13 protein-coding genes are annotated in these 16706 nt (G+C 58.8%); 7 read left to right on the top strand and 6 right to left on the bottom strand.

Translation table 11 applies throughout. From position 1 onward, the window contains the following. Window positions 1-124 precede the first annotated feature (124 nt). A complete protein-coding gene (locus tag NA78x_RS31360) occupies window positions 125-727 on the top strand; it encodes a zinc-ribbon domain-containing protein (RefSeq protein ID WP_425616327.1) in 603 nt (200 codons plus the stop codon). A gap of 8 nt (window positions 728-735) precedes the next feature. On the opposite strand, the gene NA78x_RS31355 is transcribed toward NA78x_RS31360, so the two are convergent. Further along, the gene (locus NA78x_RS31355; RefSeq protein ID WP_425616326.1) at window positions 736-966 is read right to left on the bottom strand and encodes a hypothetical protein; all 231 of its coding nucleotides are present in this window, start codon (window positions 964-966) and stop codon (window positions 736-738) included. Here NA78x_RS31355 and NA78x_RS31350 point away from each other — a divergent pair. Continuing rightward, window positions 965-1465: a hypothetical protein gene (locus tag NA78x_RS31350; RefSeq protein WP_425616325.1), complete on the top strand. Its 501-nt coding sequence runs from the start codon at window positions 965-967 to the stop codon at window positions 1463-1465. The genes NA78x_RS31355 and NA78x_RS31350 overlap by 2 nt on opposite strands. 672 nt (window positions 1466-2137) lie before the next feature. After that, window positions 2138-3118, top strand: coding sequence for an IS30 family transposase (locus NA78x_RS31345; RefSeq protein WP_425615609.1), 981 nt, complete (start codon window positions 2138-2140; stop codon window positions 3116-3118). 382 nt (window positions 3119-3500) lie between these two features. Here the strand turns inward: NA78x_RS31345 and fba are convergent, their stop codons facing one another. Further along, complete coding sequence (fba, locus tag NA78x_RS31340) at window positions 3501-4520, bottom strand: class II fructose-bisphosphate aldolase (protein WP_425616324.1); 1020 nt, start codon at window positions 4518-4520, stop codon at window positions 3501-3503. 279 nt (window positions 4521-4799) lie between these two features. Here fba and NA78x_RS31335 point away from each other — a divergent pair, with 279 nt between their 5' ends. After that, complete coding sequence (locus NA78x_RS31335; protein ID WP_425616323.1) at window positions 4800-5489, top strand: hypothetical protein; 690 nt, start codon at window positions 4800-4802, stop codon at window positions 5487-5489. A 33-nt stretch (window positions 5490-5522) separates the two neighbouring features. After that, a complete protein-coding gene (locus NA78x_RS31330; RefSeq protein ID WP_425616322.1) occupies window positions 5523-6011 on the top strand; it encodes a hypothetical protein in 489 nt (162 codons plus the stop codon). Here the strand turns inward: NA78x_RS31330 and carB are convergent, their stop codons facing one another. Next, window positions 6012-9278: a carbamoyl-phosphate synthase large subunit gene (gene carB, locus NA78x_RS31325; RefSeq protein WP_425616321.1), complete on the bottom strand. Its 3267-nt coding sequence runs from the start codon at window positions 9276-9278 to the stop codon at window positions 6012-6014. It lies immediately after the preceding gene. 456 nt (window positions 9279-9734) lie between these two features. On the opposite strand from carB, the gene ndk reads away from it, so the two are divergent. Together ndk and NA78x_RS31315 are read left to right on the top strand one after the other, a co-directional pair. Continuing rightward, window positions 9735-10199, top strand: coding sequence for a nucleoside-diphosphate kinase (gene ndk / locus NA78x_RS31320; RefSeq protein ID WP_425616320.1), 465 nt, complete (start codon window positions 9735-9737; stop codon window positions 10197-10199). Window positions 10200-10266: 67 nt separating this feature from the next. Continuing rightward, window positions 10267-11442 (top strand): glycine C-acetyltransferase, encoded by a 1176-nt coding sequence (locus NA78x_RS31315; protein WP_425616319.1) that lies wholly within the window; start codon window positions 10267-10269, stop codon window positions 11440-11442. 6 nt (window positions 11443-11448) lie between these two features. Here the strand turns inward: NA78x_RS31315 and NA78x_RS31310 are convergent, their stop codons facing one another. From NA78x_RS31310 to NA78x_RS31300, 3 genes are all read right to left on the bottom strand, one after another. Then, entirely contained in the window at window positions 11449-12897 is a 1449-nt protein-coding gene (locus NA78x_RS31310; RefSeq protein ID WP_425616318.1) for a hypothetical protein, read from the bottom strand. 418 nt (window positions 12898-13315) lie between these two features. Further along, entirely contained in the window at window positions 13316-15877 is a 2562-nt protein-coding gene (locus tag NA78x_RS31305) for an FtsX-like permease family protein (protein ID WP_425616317.1), read from the bottom strand. Then, window positions 15874-16605: an ABC transporter ATP-binding protein gene (locus NA78x_RS31300; RefSeq protein WP_425616316.1), complete on the bottom strand. Its 732-nt coding sequence runs from the start codon at window positions 16603-16605 to the stop codon at window positions 15874-15876. Before NA78x_RS31300 ends, NA78x_RS31305 begins: the two co-directional genes overlap by 4 nt. Window positions 16606-16706 lie beyond the last annotated feature (101 nt).

The raw sequence follows: 16706 nt of genomic DNA, 5'->3' as shown, positions 1-16706 counted from the left end.
CAGGACAGGAAGTGAGTGGCACGGTACTACTAGTGGAAGTGGGAAGTCTTTGACAGCACGACAGACAATCTTTTAAGCTGGCCGCTGCTTCGATGCAATCAAACCAACCACTCCTTAAGCCTGCATGAAAACTCAAACCTTGATCATTGTCGCTCTCATCGGCGTGGCTTGCCTGGGATTGATCACCGTCGTCGGCTGCGCCGGTTTGGCGTTCGTGGGTTTTCGCAGCATGGATTCGTCGATTTCGCCTGCCGTCGACAAACTGTTTGTCGCCATCGAGCAGGAGCAACTCGGGGCTACCTACGACAGCGAGACCAGCGCCGAGTTCAGGCAGGCCGTGACGCGCGAGCAGTTGATCGAACTGGGACAAAAGATCAACACGCGACTGGGCTCGCTCAAAACGAAGTCGATGCGGCAGTTCCATGTCCGCCAACTGAACGCGGACCAATTTGCCGAAGTCTCGTACCACGCGACCTTCGAACACGGCAGCGGCACGATCGACACCCGTTGGAAACGCGAGGGAGCGGAATGGAAGCTGGTGCATCTAAACGTCAACTCGCCGGAGTTCGCCAAAGACAGCGCTACCGCCAAGTGCCCACACTGCGGCGAACCTCACACCGCCAGCGCCAAGTTCTGTCCGAAGTGCGGCAAGTCTCTGGCGGCGAAACCAGCGGACGAGAAGGCGACCGCACCTACCGAGACGACGGGAAGCAAAAGCAACGATTAGCGGGAAACCTACCCGAAATTCACGATGCGGGCGTCTTTGCTGTGAAGAAGAACATCGTGTGGATGCTCGCGACCGTCTACCGTAATTACGATACGAGCGTATCCGGCCAATGGAGCGTCGTGCGGGTCGCTGAGGACTAGTGAATCGCGGCCGACCTGCGCGACGCTCAAGACAGCGCCTTCAATCTCTAGACGTATCTCCACATTGGAAGAATATCCGCCTTCATGGTCGATCATCATGCCTCCACCCTTGCTTGAACAATACGCTCAGGAGTACGCCAAATCACACGAAATGTCAACATCGCTTGAGCTTCTAGGAGATGGCACCGACGGCGCGGTCTGGCTGACATCCGACAGAACAGCGATAAAAGTGTTTCATGACAGGAAGCAATTTGAAATAGAAAAGGAGTGCTACATTCGGCTTGCAGCTGCAAAAGTTAAGGAGGCTCGCGGATTTGCAATCCCTCAGTTGGTTGACTGCGACGGGCAACGAAAGATCATCGAGATAACCACTGTTCGAGCACCGTACCTTCTTGATTTTGGTAAGTGCTATCTCGATCACACACCGGATTTTACAAGTGAACAATGGGCGTACATGTACAGCGAGCTGCAGGAAATCTACGAAGATCGGTACGACGAAGTGATGTCCGCTGTCCGCTCGCTTCAGCAGTACGGCATTTACTACTACGACATTAAGCCAAAAAATGTTTTGCCCGCGAATTGGGATCCAACCGTCTAACGCTCGCCAATCAGTCCAGCTCCTGGCGGCTTCTTGTGGTTCGCGGTTTGATGACCTCCGTTTATCAACAACCGTTCCGCGGTTTACGTTCCCGCGACCGTCCTCGAAATTGTCGAAGTGCATTCGGGCAATTGTGGCGAGCTGGTGAAATGTTGTCAATAACTGTGACAATAAACTTGTCTATATTGTGACGATTTATTCCCGGAAGGTCACATCGGCTCGCTGTGACCTGGATTGGCGATGTTGCGTTGACCTCGCGGACCAAGGTCACATCCGGCGGATGAGACCTTGGTCCGCGAGCGACGGCTAGAACACGCATCGGAAAACAATACAAACGCATGGCAATAAACTTGCTTGACAAAACGTCAGCAATAGATCATCAGGTGTTGTGTAAATGTCGTGGAGCGCGGCACGACAGGCTGCGCAGCCTGTCCCGCAAGGAGAGCCGCTGAGTAGGGGCAAAAAGTGGTCGTCAAATGGTTATCAAGAAACCGGTGATTTCGACGGAATCCTCGACGGAAGTGATTGAAGGGCCGGGACTAATGGCAAAAAGTTATCAGGGCGCTGCCACACTTGAAGTGTCCGCTATCACGGGCGGAATTTGCGTGAAGATCCACCGCCGGGGAGTTTGAATGAGGTTAGTTCAACCACTCTTCAAACGGAGTCCCGGCGATGGAAGAGCGACAAACCTATCGGCATTTTACGTTGGTCGAGCGGCAGGTCCTAGCGCAGCTGGTGGCCATGCGCGCCACGCAGCAAGAGATGGCAAGCTGCTTGGGTCGTGACGTGCGAACGATCCGAGCCGAGCTCAAACGCAACTCGCGTTATGGCGGCTACTCTGCGTGCGAAGCGCAACGCTTGTCCGAACAGCGGCGTTGCCAGGCTCGACAGAAGTGCCGCAAGTTACGCCGACCCGAGTTGGTGGCAGTCGTCACGGCAGGGCTCCGTAAGCGCTGGTCACCCGATCAAATCGCCGGTCGTTTGAAGCGGCAATTCCCGTGCGAACCGCAGCGTCGCTGCTCCAGTCAAACGATCTACCGCTGGATCGACACCGACGATTTCGGTTACCTTTGGCGGCGAATGTTGCGAAACCACAAACGCCGCAAACCTCGTGCGCGGCAGGTCAAGTCACCGGCGCGCGAGATCGCCGGGCGGCCCGAGATCATCAACCTACGCGAGCGAATCGGCGACTGGGAGGGAGACACGATCGTCGGCCGTGGCGGGCGGGCCTCGCTGGTCAGCCTCGTCGAACGGAAAACCGGCTTCGCCTTGCTGCTCCCAGTGGAGAACCGCTGTGCTCCCACGGTGAACAACGCGATAAAACGGCGCTTAGGCACGCTTCCACCCGAGGCTCGGCACTCGCTGACATTCGACAATGGCTCCGAATTCGCCGGTTACCAAGAGCTGATGTCGAGTCTGTCACTCGACATTTATTTCGCCACTCCACGCTGCCCTTGGCAACGTGGTAGCAACGAGCATTTCAACCGCCTGGTCCGCGAGTTCTTCCCCAAAGGCACCGACCTGCGTGGCCTGAATCGGCGCAAGCTGGCCGAGGTGCAGCGGTTATTGAACCAACGACCACGCAAACGCTTAAACTATCAAACCCCCGACGAAATCTTCTCCGAATTCTGCCAGCGGACACTTCTAACTTGACAGCGCCCAGCGCAAAAGTCGCCAAAAAGTTATCAAAATTGGTTATCAAAGGAGGCCGGTGAACAGTCGATTCGTGCAGACGATCGGAGTCGTCGACGCCGCCCGACGGGCAGAAGCACTACCCCCGGAGGAGGGGCAGAAAATGGTTATCAAGAAACCGGTGATTTCGGCAGATTGCTCGACGGAAGTGTTTGCTGGACTGGGACTAATGGCAAAAAGTTATCAACGCAAAAGTCGCCAAAAGGTTATCAAAATTGGTTATCAAGCGAGAGCCGACCAAGACCCATGGACAAGCAAGTCAACGAAAAAGGGACGCGTGGTTGACGCGTCCCTCGGTGGTTATAAGCAGGTAAGAAGTGAGGCAGGCTGGCAGCCTCTCTCGCTACTTGACCTTGCCGCTGGCCATCAGCTTGCTGGCCTGACCGGCCTGGCCGAAGCTGACCATGCGGGCGACGCAGACCTTCTTCATGGCATCGCGGGCGGGCTTGAGGTAGTCGCGGGGGTCGAACTTCTCGGGGCTTTCCATCAGAGCCTTGCGAACCGCAGCGGTGATGGCCATGCGATTGTCGGTGTCGACGTTGATCTTGCGCACACCGTTCTTGATGCCGAGCTGAATCTCTTCGACGGGCACGCCCCAGGTCGGCTTCATCTTGCCGCCGTACTTGTTCAGTTCGTCTTGCAGGTCTTGCGGCACGCTACTGCTGCCGTGCATCACCAGGTGGCAGTTCGGCAGCAACTTGTGAATGGCAATGATGCGGTCCATGGCCAGCACGTCACCCTTCGGCGGGCGAGTGAACTTGTACGCGCCGTGGCTGGTGCCGATGGCTACGGCCAAGGCATCGATGCCGGTCTTGGCAACGAAGTCTTGAGCCTGGACCGGATCGGTGAGGAGTTGATCGTGCGAGAGAACCCCTTCGGCGCCGTGGCCGTCTTCGGCTTCGCCTTCGCCGCTTTCGAGCGAACCCAAGCAACCGAGTTCACCTTCGACACCCACGCCCTTGGCATGGGCGAGCTTCACCACTTCGCTGGTGACCTTGACGTTGTATTCGTAGCTGGCCGGGGTCTTGCCGTCTTCTTCCAGCGAGCCGTCCATCATCACGCTCGTAAAGCCGTTCTCGATGGCCGACAAGCAGGTCTTCACGCTGTTGCCGTGATCCTGGTGCATGACGATCGGAATTTGCGGATAGAGTTCCGCGGCGGCGAGCATCAAGTGGCGGAGGTAGTTGTCTTGCGAGTACGAGCGAGCACCGCGGCTGGCCTGCACGATCACGGGCGAGTCGGTTTCCTTCGCCGCTTCCATGATCGACTGGATCTGCTCCATGTTGTTGACGTTGAAGGCAGCGACGCCGTAGTTGTTTTCGGCGGCGTGATCCAGAACAGTGCGCAGGGTAACCAGTGGCATGGGCAAACTCCTCACGTGGGGTCGAATGGGGGCCGATCAAGCAGGCTGCGCACCGGAGAAAAGGGAAGCGTAACTGCTGACAGAGTCGGCAATTATCCGCCCCGGGGACCAACCCCGCAATGGCTCACGACCGGCGGTTGTTCACGGGAGGGGCTGGTTGCGTCGCAAGGGGGGAGCAATTTGCTTTGCACGGGCGACGAGGGAGCTTTCTGGCCCGCTGATGGATATAATGAGGCGAGAAAATCTTCCCGCCCCGCCCTCCTCGCCCGAGGACTACCGATGCTTTACCGCCCGTTTTCGGCCCTTTGCTGCTGCTTATTTCTCGCGATTGGTTTGTTCTGTAGCCCGATCGCCTTTGCTCAGGAGTACAAGGTCGAGAAGATCGAAGAGCCCGCCCCAGCCGATGAACTGGCTCCTGAGATCGCCTCGCTGCTGCAGCCTACGGGTATGAAGTTCGTCAAAGGGGAATCGCGGACGGTCTGTGAGATTTGGATCTGCAAAGAATGGCCGCTGAAGGGTGACAAGGTCGGCGGCGAGATCATCTATCCGCTGCAGCCCGGCCAATTGATCGGCGTGATTCGCTATCCGCGTAAGGCGAACGACTTCCGCGATCAAGACATCGAGAAAGGCATCTACACCCTGCGTTACGGCCAGCAGCCGGTCGACGGTGCCCATGTTGGCACTTCACCCACGCGTGATTTTTTGCTGGTGCTGCCCGCAGCCAGAGACCGCTCGCCAGCGACGCTGGAGTACAAGCCGCTGGTCGCTGCCAGCAAAGAAGCCACCGGTGCCACGCACCCCGCGATTCTCTCGCTGCAACGCTTGAGCGATTCGACCGAAAAGCTCGCCGTGCGGCACAACGAAGAAAAAGAATGGCACATCCTGCGGTTTGTCGGTAAGACCAGCCAGGATGGCAAAACGGCTGACCAGGCAATGGAACTGGTCGTGGTGGGGAATGCGGGAGAGTGAATGGAAGGCAGAAGTAAGAAGGCAGAACGCAGAATGGAAAGACGCGAGTTGCTGATCGCTGCGAGCGGGCTGTTGATGGCAGGCTCGCTTCGCGCTGAAGAGCCCAAGGCTGTTGAGGCCCCAGCTGCGTTCGAGTTGCAAACCTATCGCGGCCAGGCCGTGTTTCTCGCTGAAGCGCTCAAGCGGCTACACAACGTGCAATCGGTCGATGAAGCGAAAGAACGAACGCTGGCCATCGAAACCAAAGACGGCACGCTGATCCCCATCGTGGAAGATGTCCGCGGCCGAGCGCTCCGCAGTGACGAACGCCTGCGCAAGATGAATCTCGAAGTTCTGGTCCGCAAGTTCCGCGGCTCGCCCGCCGGCCAGGTCATTCGCCTGTACGAGCTCACGGATGAGGGCAAGTTTGAGATCGACTACTGGTGCGATATCTGCTCGATCGCGATGTACGAACTCAAAATTTGCGAATGCTGCCAGGGCGACATTCGCTTACGCAAGACCAAAGTTCAAGCTCGTGATTGACTATACCGGCGGTCGCGGGGGAAGCCCGAAGCGACTTTGCAGCGACTGCACTTCCATCGTCTCTTCACGCAAGGCTTCCATCGCTTTGACGGCTGCTTCGGCCGCTTGAATGGTGGTGATACAAGGGACGCCCAGTTGTACGGCGGCTGCACGGATGCGACCTTCGTCGGTCCGGGCACCCTTACCACTGGGCGTGTTGATGACGAGTTTGATCTGGCCATCGTTCAAGTAGTCGAGCAGGTTCGGCCGGCCTTCGACGATCTTCTTGACGCGGGTCACAGCAATGCCAGCTTCTTCCAGACGACGAGCGGTTCCTTCGGTAGCAACCAACTCATGACCCAGCACTGTCAAGCGACGAGCCAACTCGACCACCGATTCTTTGTGCCGCGCCGACACGCTGACAAAGATTTTGCCTTCGGTCGGCAGCAAAGTGCCTGCAGCCAATTGCCCCTTGGCAAAGGCAATGCTGAAGCGCTCGCTGATGCCCATCACTTCGCCCGTGCTGCGCATCTCGGGGCCGAGCACGATATCCACTCCCGCGAACTTGCGGAACGGGAAGACGCTTTCTTTCACGCTGACGTGGGCGGGGATCGGTTCGCGTGTGACGCCCAGATCGGGCAGCTTGACGCCGGTCATCACCTTGGCCGCGATCTTGGCAATTGCCATGCCCGTGGCCTTGGCCACGAATGGCACCGTGCGGCTGGCGCGAGGATTGACCTCGAGCACGTAGACGGTCATCTTGCCGTCTTCTTTCTTCACCGCGAACTGCACGTTCATCAGGCCAATGACCTTCAAGTGCAAGGCCATTGCCGCGGTGGCTTCGCGAATCTCTTGCACAACAGGACCAGGCAAGCTGTAAGGCGGAATTGCGCAGGCCGAGTCGCCCGAGTGAACGCCAGCTTCTTCGATGTGTTCCATGATGCCGGCAATCACGACGTTCTCGCCGTCGCAAATGCAGTCGACGTCGACTTCAGTGGCATCTTCCAAAAAGCGATCGATGAGCACCGGCTGCCCTTGCGCCACGACGAACGCTTCGGCGACGAACCGCTCGAACTGCGAGTGGTCGTAGCAGATCTCCATCGCGCGGCCGCCGAGCACAAAGCTGGGGCGTACGATCGCCGGGTAGCCAATCTTCGCGGCTTCTTCGCGCGCCTGGTTCATGGTGCGGGCGATGCCATTCGCGGGCTGCTTGAGATTGCACTCGCGCAGAATCTTGGCGAACTTTTCGCGATCTTCGGCAGCTTCAATCGTATCGACACTGGTGCCGATGATGGGCACGCCGGCGTTATGCAGCGCGCGAGCCAGGTTCAGCGGTGTCTGGCCGCCGAACTGCACAATCACTCCTTCGGGCTCGATGCGATCGAAGATGTTGAGCACATCTTCGGTGGTGAGTGGTTCGAAGAAGAGCAGGTCGCTAGTGTCGTAATCGGTGCTGACCGTTTCGGGGTTGCTGTTGACCATCACCGACTCGATGCCCAGTTCTCGCAGAGCGAAGCTGGCATGGCAGCAGCAATAGTCGAACTCAATTCCCTGGCCAATGCGGTTGGGGCCACCACCGAGAATCATGATCCGCTTTTTGCCAGGCTTGCGCGGCGGCGTTTCGTCTTCTTCTTCGTAGGTCGAATAGAAGTAAGGCGTGTAGGCTTCGAACTCGGCAGCGCAGGTGTCGACGGCCTTGTACGTGGGAACGAGTCCGCGCGCCTTGCGATTGCCGCGCACGTCGATCTCGGTGGTGCCCCACATGGTGGCCAGTTGGCGATCGGAGAAGCCGAACTGCTTTGCCTTGCGAAACGTCGCATCATCGACTTGCGAAATGTCGCCCAGCTTTCGCAGCGACTCTTCCATTTCGACCAAGGCGAACAGTTGATCGAGGAACCACGGATCGATAAAGGTCAGCTGAAAGATCTCGTCGCGCGTCATGCCCGACTTAATGGCATAGCGCAGATGCCAGACGCGCTCGGCATTCGGTACGGCCAGTTTGCCGCGAATATCGTCGGCCGAGGGCTGCATGGGCGTGCCCCACAGGTCCTTGTTGTCGCAGCCAAAACCAAACGCGCCCACTTCCAGGCCGCGCAGGGCTTTTTGGAACGACTCTTTGAACGTGCGGCCGATGGCCATCGTTTCGCCGACGCTCTTCATTTGCGTCATCAGCGTGGCATCGGCTTCGGGGAACTTCTCGAAGGCGAAGCGTGGAATCTTGGTCACGACATAGTCGATCGAAGGCTCGAAGCAGGCGAGCGTCTTGCGCGTGATGTCGTTGGCCAGTTCGTGCAGCCGATAGCCGACGGCCAGCTTCGCGGCGATCTTGGCAATGGGGAAGCCCGTGGCTTTGCTCGCCAGCGCGCTACTGCGGCTGACGCGAGGATTCATCTCGATGACGATCATCCGGCCGTCGCGCGGATTGATCGCGAACTGAATGTTCGAGCCGCCCGTCTCGACGCCGATCTCGCGAATGACCGCGATGCTCGCATCGCGCATCCGCTGGTATTCTTTGTCGCTGAGCGTTTGGGCCGGGGCGACCGTGATGGAGTCACCAGTGTGGACGCCCATCGGATCGAAGTTTTCGATCGAGCAGATGATGACTACGTTGTCGTCCATATCGCGGACGACTTCCATCTCGTACTCTTTCCAGCCAATGATCGACTCTTCGACCAGCACCTCGGTGACCGGCGACAGGTCGAGGCCGTTCCGCACCATGTTGTCGAATTCTTCGCGGTTGTAGGCGATACCCGAACCGCTACCACCCATCGTAAAGCTGGGGCGAACAACAGCCGGCAGCCCAACCATGGCCAGAACCTTGCGAGCATGCTCGACGGTCTTGACGGTTTCGCCGCGGCAAACCGAGAGGCCGATTTTATGCATGGCCTGCTTGAAGAGTTCGCGCTCTTCGGCCTTGGCGATGACATCGGGCCGGGCACCGATCATCTCGACGCCATACTTGGCCAGCACGCCATGCTTGGCCAGATCCATCGCCAGGTTGAGGCCCGTCTGGCCACCAAGCGTCGGCAGGATCGCGCAGGGACGTTCCTTCGCGATGATCTTTTCGACAATCTCCCAGGTCAGCGGCTCGATGTAGGTTTGATCCGCCATGTTGGGATCGGTCATGATCGTGGCGGGGTTGCTGTTCACCAGCACCACTTCGTACCCCTCTTCGCGCAGGGCTTTGCAAGCCTGTGTGCCGGAGTAATCGAATTCGCAAGCCTGGCCGATCACAATGGGACCGGAGCCAATTAGCAGAATCTTTTTGAGGTCAGTTCGCTTTGGCACGAGCAGATCAATCCTTGGATGGCGAGGGAGCTATCTCTGATCCCCGGAGGAGAGTACGCCCAGCCTTTTTCGGCCTGCGACCCCCGCGCGCAGTTCTAGCGCAAAACCGGGCGGCGTGTAAAATCTCTCGAAGTTAACACGTTCCGCCGCTAGCGTTCAAGGGGCAGACAGAGAAGTAATGCCGCGGCAACCGATCGAATTGCCAGGAATGACTTTGCACTGAACGCAAGTTGAGCCGGATGCAAGATTTCGGGCGGCAACGCTGCCGCCAAGGATTCCCGCAAATGAGCGGTCAGCGTCTCTGCCGAGTGCGCTTGACTCGCGCCTGGTCGCCGCCGGCTCACACCCTATTTGCCGAACTGCGCACCGCTCGTAAAATCGGGGCCTGTTCATACGATTTTCCGAACAGAGCGTGCCTCTCTGACCGTTTGCGATCTTCACTAGCAGGACTTGTTCATGCCCGCCGAACGTACCCTCATTTTGCTTAAGCCCGACTGCGTCCAACGCCGTTTGATGGGTAAGGTCATCAGCCGCCTGGAAGATAAGGGCCTGAACCTGATCGCCCTTAAGATGCTGAAGGTCACCCCGGCTTTGGCCAAAGAACACTACGCCGAACACGTCCAAAAGCCGTTTTATCCTGCTTTGGAGAAGTTCATCACCGCGTCGCCCATCGTGGCCATGGTCGTCGAAGGCCTGGAAGCCATCAAGGTCGTCCGCGATATGCTCGGTGCGACGAGCGGCCTGAAGGCTGCCGCCGGTACCATCCGCGGCGACTACAGCAGCAGTCGTCAGATGAACCTGGTACACGCCTCCGATGGTCCGGAAGCTTCGGCTCGCGAAATCGGTTTGTACTTCAAGGCCGACGAACTGCACGCCTATGTGTCCACACTCACGCCTTGGTTCAAGGCCGACGACGAGTAAGTCACACGCGAATTGCCCCTGAGCCGGAAGCGTTCGCTGCCGGCTCGGAATCTTGATTGAGGTCAGCATGCCCAATGCCCAGTTTCAGGCCCGTGGTCGAGAGTTGTTGCAAGGGCTGGCCGATACTCGCCAACTGAAGCAGTTTCAGTATCTCACCGGTTCGCTCGGCGCAACCGCGACCATCGAAGGTCGCGGCGAAGTCATCGTACTCTGCTCGAACAATTATCTCGGTCTGGCCGATCATCCCGAAGTGATCGAGGCCGGGCACGAAGGGCTGCGAAAGTACGGCGCGGGAACCGCTTCGGTTCGCTTCATCTGCGGTACCCTTGCCTGCCATCGCGAACTGGAAGAGACGATTGCCCGCTTTGTCGGCACGCAAGCCTCGCTCAGCTATGTCGCCTGCTGGAATGCGAACGCGGCAGTCTTCCCCACGTTGACCGGTCCGGATGACGCCATCCTTTCCGATGAACTGAATCACGCGAGCATCATCGACAGCATCCGCCTCGTGGGCAAAAGCACCGAACGGGCCGTCTACAAACACAACGACCTGGCCGATCTCGAACAAAAGCTGCAGGCTACGCAAAGCAAGGCTTGTCGCTGGGTCGTGACCGACGGCGTCTTCAGTATGGAAGGGGATGTCTGCCCGCTGCCGGAAATCATTCAGCTGTGCAAACAGTACGAAGCCATGCTGGTGGTGGATGATTCCCACGGCATCGGCGCTTTAGGTGCAACCGGCAAAGGAACTCCCGAGCACTTCCACTCGCTCGGGCAAATCGACGTGCTCACGGGTACGCTGGGCAAGGCGCTTGGCGGTGCAGCAGGTGGTTATGTGGCTGCTTCGCAAACCGTCATCGACTTGCTGTTGCAACGCTCGCGGCCGAGTCTCTTTTCGAATGCGGTTCCGGCAACGGTTGCCTGCAGTGCTCGCAAGGCGATCGAGATTATCGAACGCGAGCCGCAGCGAGTGGCCAAGCTGCATCAAAACGTCAAGCAGATTCGGGCCGGCTTCGCCAAGCTGGGCTTCGATTGCCACCCTTCACCGACCGCGATCATTCCCATCATGATCGGCGACGAAGCAGAGGCGATCGCCAAGAGTCGCCGGCTGATGGAACTCGGCGTGATGGTGATCGGCTTTGGCTTCCCCGTAGTACCGAAGGGACAAGCTCGGCTGCGGGTGCAAGTTTCCGCAGCCCTCGAGCCGCATCACATCGAGCAAGCGCTCGATGCGTTTGCCAAGCTGTAGTCACTTCTACTCAGCGGGCACAACCGCAGTGTGTCCCGCTTTAATCACCAGGGTCGCTTCGCCCTTGTACTTCGGCAGGTCCTTGGGGACATCGCGCACAATGCGACCGAGCACAATGGCCGTGTCGCCGACCTTGGCACCTTCGTCTTGCAGGCTCTTGGGAGTGATGACCGCGACGGTCAATGGTCCCGAGCGACGAGCAATTTCGACGGTGGTTTCGAACATGCCACCCACCGACTTGAAGTCGACAACCTTGCCGCCAAAGGCGATTCCGTCAGGCAAAGGACCGGGGCCAGCCCCTGCAGTGGCGCTAATTCGCTCCGCGGCAAAGAAGTTGACGAACGGCAACTGCCCGCTGAGCAGCACCGAAAACTCCTTGATCTGCGAAGCCTTGTCCTGCAGGTCGGCTTCGGCAAAATCGGCTTCCGAAGCTACGTTGCCCAGTTCGGCGGCCGCTTCGAACATCTCCTGACCCTTTTGCTTCCGCTCGGGATCGGCCGCATCAGCCTGTTCGAAGATGCCTCGCTTGGCAACGGCAGCCGTATAGGCCTTGGTGATTTCGAACGAGCCAACAGGGGGCTTGGCGTTCGGGTCTTCCGGCTTCGGTGCTGGTGGCGTGAAGTCGACCGGCTTTTCGGTTTCCGTAGGCTTTGGCACCTCCGCCACCTTCGGCGGTTCGGGCTTTACAGTGTCGGTCATCTTCAGCGGATCGTCGATCTTCACGCTTGGCTCGGGCGGAATCACCGGGTTGCCCGGTTCGGGTGGCAACACGGGTGGCGTTTCCGAACCCAGGTCTGGCACGACCGGTTCGGTATTCTCCAACGAACCGAACTTGCCATCAGGATCGAAGTTGGTGCCCCCTTGAGCATTCTTCTTCACAATGGCAGGAGCTGGTGTTTTGAACTTCTTTACGTTATTCGAGCCATTGTCGGTCGCTGCCGCAGGCTTGGGCACGCTAGTCTTCGTGCCGCGATACTTCTCGGGAACAATCGCCGGCACATACTGCGCAACAACTGGGCCTGCACCAAGAGGATCACCCAGGCCAAACATGGGGACGTACCAGGCCAAGGCGTGAAACAGCACGATGGCACCGACGCCACCCATCACCACCTGAATGATCTGCCCAACGGCACTGCCACTCTTCTTCTTTGGGCGAGCAGTCGCGCCCTTGAGCGGGCGAGGTGCGGCGCTAACGGCACCTTCACCCGGCGGAGTCGTATCGAACATGCCGCCAGGGGCAGCATCGCCAGCGACCTTGTAATCGGGCTCGTCGTAATGTGGCTCATCCAAACCGGGACCGGGGTCGAGCACAATCAGCGCGGGAGGCATCTTGGCCAGCGCTTCCGACAGGATGTACTCGTCGCGGCAGAGAGGGCAGCGAACGCGCGCTTGCGGCGACACCTTGGCGGGCAAGGTAACTTCGTCGCGACAACGCGGACAAGCGACAATCGACATGAGGACAACTCCCAATCGGCACCAGGCTGTTCGATCGAAGCTGTTCGATCGAAACTGGCACAGCCGGCCGATGATGTTTTGGAAAGACGAGCGGCCCGAACCCGTGCCCGCGCGAAGCACCGCGCTGCACCGATTTCCGGCCTCCCCTAATTTAAGCTGCCGACTGGTCGTTCGGCTAGCTTTTGCCTGGGAAAGAATTGAGCGGTGGCAGCGCTCGCCTGGGAGACGCCGTCGGCACCAGTCTGTTGAAGACCAACTTGTCCAATCAGCGGGCCGCTATTTGGACACGGTTTTGCGCCGCACCCGAGAGATACGCAAGGTCGTGTCCAATTAAGAACCTCTTGTTTGGACACCCCCCTTTTGCGGTTGCAGTCTTCGCCTGACCCGAACTCAAGGGTCGGGCTACGTTCTCTACGGCTTAGTCGTAGTGCAGCGCCTGAGCAACATCGACATTCGCCGCCCGCCGGGCGGGGAGCCAGGCAGCGAGCAACGTAATGGCAATCGCCCCGAACAGAGCTCCACCCAGCAGACCCGGGTAGATGTGGAAATCGATGCGCCGGCCGAACGAAGGCTCGAAGGCCATGTTCATCAAAAAGGCGACCAGGATGCCGCAGATGATCCCCGGCACCAGTCCCGACATACCAATCAACAGGGCCTGAGTCAGAATCGTCTTCCGCACCTGGGTCTTGGTCATGGCAATGATCCGCAGCATGCTCAGTTCGCGAGTTTGCTCCAGCACGTTCATGGTCAACGTATTGACCACACCGATCATGGCCACCAGAAACGCGACGTAGACGAGTGCCCACAGTCCGACTTCTACGCCGGCGACCATGGCATTGATCGTCCAGCTGATCTCGGCGTTCGATTGCAGCAGCAGGCTGTGCTTTTTGGTGATCGTTTCGAGTTCGGCGCGAACTTCGTCGATCTTGTTGCGATTAGGCACCTTGATGGCATAACCATCCACGCCTTGAATAGCGAGCAACCGCTCGGCCGTCTTACGTTCCAGATGCACCGACATACCGGCCACGAGATAGTCGTTGGCAATGGCGGCGACGCGGACTTTTTCGGTCCCCGTGGTCGTCAGCATTTCGATCTCGTCCCCGACCTTGGCCTTCAGGTCGTGAGCCAGCACCGAGCCAATCACCGCCTGGCCGTCGAACAGTTTGCCACGCAGCGATTCGCTCTCTCCTTCGATCAAATCGAAGGCCGGTGGGCCCGGATCGGGAAAGTCGCGGGCCACGACTCGCACCGAATGTTCTTGGCCATCGCGATCCTTCACTGCGGCTTCGACAAACACAATCCGTTGAATCTGGACGTTTTGCATCGCGGGGATGCTTTCGATCTCGTGCCCGACTTCGTCCGGAATATCGGGTGCGAGACCATTGGCCATATCGGGCATCATCGAGCGGACAAAAAAGTCAGCTGCCAGGGCGGCTTCTTTCCAGTCGGCCAGATCGCGCACATTGTCCTTGATCGAGTTGGTCATGCCGACGCCAATGCAAGCGGCAACGAACAACACGCCAATCGTCAGCTGCGTGCGGACGCGATGCCGCAGGATCTGCCGCTCAGCCATGATCCCTTCCACCTTGGTGAAGGGACTGAGAATCCAACCAAACACGCGCACCAGTGGTTCCAAAACCAGCGGTGATAAGAACACGACTCCCACCAGCAGGGCAACTGCAGCGAAGGGGCCGGCGTACACGTTGACTTGTTCCGTGATCACCAGATACACGACGACGGAGCCGCCGAGCACCAGTGCAGCGCCCAGTACCAAGTATCCCCAGCCTGTGCCTTCGATATCTTGGCGAGAAACGCGGCTCATTCCTTCCAGCGGCGAAACCTTGCTCGCCCGCCACGCGGGTACGAGCGCCCCGATCACGGACACTCCCACTCCGAGCAGTGCGGAGAGGACGATCGGCAGCCAGGTGATCTGGGGATCGGGCATGATGACATCAAAGCCGCGGGCCATGGTCCGATTCATGAGCCAGGCGGTGCCTAAGCCAATCGGAATGCCAATCGCGGAACCAATCGCACCCAGCACGACGGCTTCGACCAGCAGGGCGGACATCAATTGCTTACCGGTAGCACCGATGGCGCGCATGATCGCCATTTGCCGGCGACGTTCGCCCACGTTCATAAAGAATGTGTTGAGGATGATGAAAATCGACAGCACGAGCGAGAAGATCGTCGAGACCAACAGGCTTTGCTCGGTCGAGACGAGCATCTTCTTCATCAGCTGCGTGTTGCCCGATGGCTCATGGACATTCAGACCGGCAGGCAATTGCGCTGCCATCGCGGCCATCACTTGCTTCGGATCGACATCGGGCTTGGTAACAATCTGAATCGAGTCGACGTTGTCCTTGAGTTGGGCATTGTTGTACATCGCCTGGGCTCGTTCGACCGGCACCATGGCGAGCGCCATTTGCCGCATCGCAGCGCCACCTTTGGGCTTGGCGAGACCGACTAGTTCCAGCTTGTAGTTGGCATTGCGAGTGCGGATCGAGACGACATCGCCCAGCTTCATGTTGAGTTGCTTGGCAAAGCCTTCATCGAGCACGATCTCGCGGGGTTTCCCCTTTTCGGTCTCCGCCTTCGCCATGCGACCTTCCACGATCGCGTAGTCGCGCACCTGGGGATCGAGTTCGGGATCGACGCCGAGAATCGACATCTTGATGCGCTGTTCGCCGACCATCATCGCCGTCGGGCGTTCGACCATCGGTACGGCGATTTCGACGCCGGGCGTCTTCTTCACCAGTTCGAGCACATCGTCTTTGAAGCCGGCATTGCCCGGAGTGGTTACCTCGAGAGTCGCGTTACCGGTGACGGTCGCGAACATGATTTTGTAGGCGTTGCGCGTGGTGGTGGTGATCACGCTCACCGAAACGACGGAAGACACACCGATTACGATGCTCAAAATCGTCAGCAGGGTTCGTCCCATGCGCGAAGTGAGCGATCGTACCGAGAACGATCGTAAACTCATCGCCGGCTCGCCTCCATCCGTGGAATTGCGGCCGGCTCGTTAGGGCGGCGAATTTCCTCCCGCTCCACGAGACCGTCAGCAAGGTAAATCACACGGTCGGCCTGTGCGGCGACTAAGGGGTCGTGCGTTACCAGCACGATGGTTTGTTGATGCTCGTCGACCAGGCGACGGAGCATGGCGGTCACTTTCGCACCGTTGGCCGAGTCGAGATTGCCCGTTGGTTCGTCGGCCAGCAAGATGGCTGGCTCAATGGCCAGGGCGCGGGCAATGGCGACCCGCTGTTGCTCGCCACCCGACAGTTTGCCGGGAATATGGTCGCGGCGTTTGCCCATGCCGACCATTTCGAGCTTTTCGGCGGCCCGTTGTCTAGCCTTGATCGAAGACATGCCGTCCAGTTCCAGCGGCAGCGAGACGTTTTCTTCGGCCGTGAAAATGGGGAGCAAATTGAACGCTTGAAAAACGAAACCAATCCGTTGACGACGGATCAGCGTGCGCTGATCGTCGGTCATGGCCGAGAGGTCCTTCCCTTCAAGCAGCACCTGGCCGCCGGAAGGAACTTCGACTCCGCCCAGGATCGTAAGCAGGGTGCTCTTGCCGCTGCCGCTGCGACCCATGATCGCCAGCATCTCGCCTGCAGCCACCTGCAGATCGACGCCGCGGAGGGCTTCAACCTTGGCATCCCCTTCGCCGTAGACTTTCGTCACCTGGCGAGTTTCCAATACAGCCATGAATCACTCCTCTGCCTGTGGCGGTGATGCCGCGCAGGCGAAAATCCTTCACTGGTAGCCTCCCGTTTATCGGGGATGGCCTGCTAAATGAAAAGGCCCGG

The sequence above is a fragment of the Anatilimnocola aquadivae genome, assembly GCF_049819085.1.
GTDB lineage: Bacteria > Planctomycetota > Planctomycetia > Pirellulales > Pirellulaceae > Anatilimnocola.
This window is presented reverse-complemented; position numbering and strand designations above follow the sequence as displayed.